The organism is Kitasatospora sp. NPDC092039, assembly GCF_044756065.1.
Lineage (GTDB): Bacteria > Actinomycetota > Actinomycetes > Streptomycetales > Streptomycetaceae > Kitasatospora.
In genome coordinates this window covers 1-1,534 of sequence record NZ_JBIVSD010000056.1, presented here as the reverse complement: position 1 = coordinate 1,534, position 1,534 = coordinate 1, and the positions used below count along the sequence as shown (strand labels likewise).

Sequence of the window (1,534 nt, the reverse complement as noted above, 5' to 3'; positions counted from 1 at the left end):
CCGTGCTGGTGACGTCCTCCGGCGAGGGCAAGGAGGTCGCCGCCCGCGTCGCGCTGCGCCTCGGCTCCGGCATCATCACCGACGCCGTCGACCTGCGCGCCGGAGACCAGGGCCCGGTCGCCACCCAGTCGGTGTTCGCCGCCTCCTACACCGTCGACTCCCGGGTGAGCAACGGCGTGCCGGTCATCACCGTCAAGCCGAACGCCGTCGCCCCGGAGGCCGCCCCGGCCGCCGGAGCGGTGGAGAACGTCGCCGTCGAGTTCACCGGCAACGCCGCCAAGGTCGTCGAGCGCACCCCGCGGGTGTCCTCCGGCCGTCCCGAGCTGACCGAGGCCGCCATCGTGGTCTCCGGCGGCCGCGGCGTCGGTGCCGCCGAGGGCTTCGGCGTGGTCGAGGAGCTCGCCGACGTGCTGGGCGCGGCCGTCGGTGCCTCGCGCGCCGCGGTGGACGCCGGCTGGTACCCGCACAGCAGCCAGGTCGGCCAGACCGGCAAGCAGGTCTCCCCGCAGCTGTACGTGGCCAACGGCATCTCGGGCGCCATCCAGCACCGGGCCGGCATGCAGACCTCGAAGACCATCGTGGCCGTCAACAAGGACCCCGAGGCCCCGATCTTCGAGCTCGCCGACTACGGCGTGGTGGGCGACCTCTTCGAGGTGCTGCCGCAGCTCACCGCCGAGGTGAAGGCCCGCAAGGCCTGATCCCCGGACGACCGAAGAGGGCGTGGCGCCGAGGGGTACTCGGTGCCACGCCCTCCGTCGTCTCCCGGCGGCGCCCCGGTGCGCCGCCCGTCCCGGTCGCCGTACGGCTCACTCCGTGACGAAGGCCGCGAGGTGCTGGGTGAAGCCGCCCTGGGCGGGCGGCAGCGGGCGCGGCTCGGGGTCCTGGGGCACCGGCGGCTCCTCCATCGGCAGCAGCCGCAGCTCCGGCTGGTCGGAGTCGGGGGAGGAGAGCAGCCGCACCCGGGTGCCGACCGGGACGGTGCTGCGCATCCCGTCCACGATGCACCAGACGTCGAAGCCCTCCGCCATCCGGATCAGGGACTTCTGACGGACCAGCGGCGTCCGGGCCTGCTCGACCGCGCAGCGCCGCACCACGCCGGTGCCCTCGCTGGGCTCCAGTCGGAGGTCGGTGGATCCGCAGGTGGGGCAGAGCAGCCGCTGGAAGGTCGGGTTGTTGCACCACGCGCAGCGCTGGAAGTACAGCGTCGTGCTCCGGGTGTCGGCTTCGGCGATGGCTGAGTGGACCACGCTGTCATCTCCCTGCGCTCGGGCCGGCTCGTTCGGCAGAAGTACGGCGGAAGTACGCCAGAAGTTCGGCACGAAAAGGATAGGGAACTCAGTGCCGCGAAGGGAAGGCACTGAGTTCCCTTTTTGCCTCGCGCATGCATAATGAAGGGTACTGAGTACCGTCGTGAAACAGGAGTGGCGATCATGAGCCAGGACTTCGATCTCTTCCGTATCTCCGAGGAGCACGGGATGCTCCGTGAGGCGGTGCGTTCGCTGGCCGAGGCGAAGATCGCTCCGTTCGCGGCGGA

General features: G+C 71.4%; 2 protein-coding genes. One reads left to right on the top strand and one right to left on the bottom strand.

Annotation, left to right across the window (positions count from 1 at the left end; all coding sequences use genetic code 11):
* The coding region (locus tag ACIQI7_RS38930; RefSeq protein WP_401119608.1) for an electron transfer flavoprotein subunit alpha/FixB family protein at positions 1-698 on the top strand (698 nt) is incomplete at its 5' end.
* 108 nt (positions 699-806) lie between these two features.
* On the opposite strand, the gene ACIQI7_RS38925 is transcribed toward ACIQI7_RS38930, so the two are convergent.
* On the bottom strand, positions 807-1,247 hold the full coding sequence (locus ACIQI7_RS38925; protein WP_401119605.1) for a hypothetical protein: 441 nt from the start codon (positions 1,245-1,247) through the stop codon (positions 807-809).
* Between the last annotated feature and the right edge of the window lie 287 nt (positions 1,248-1,534).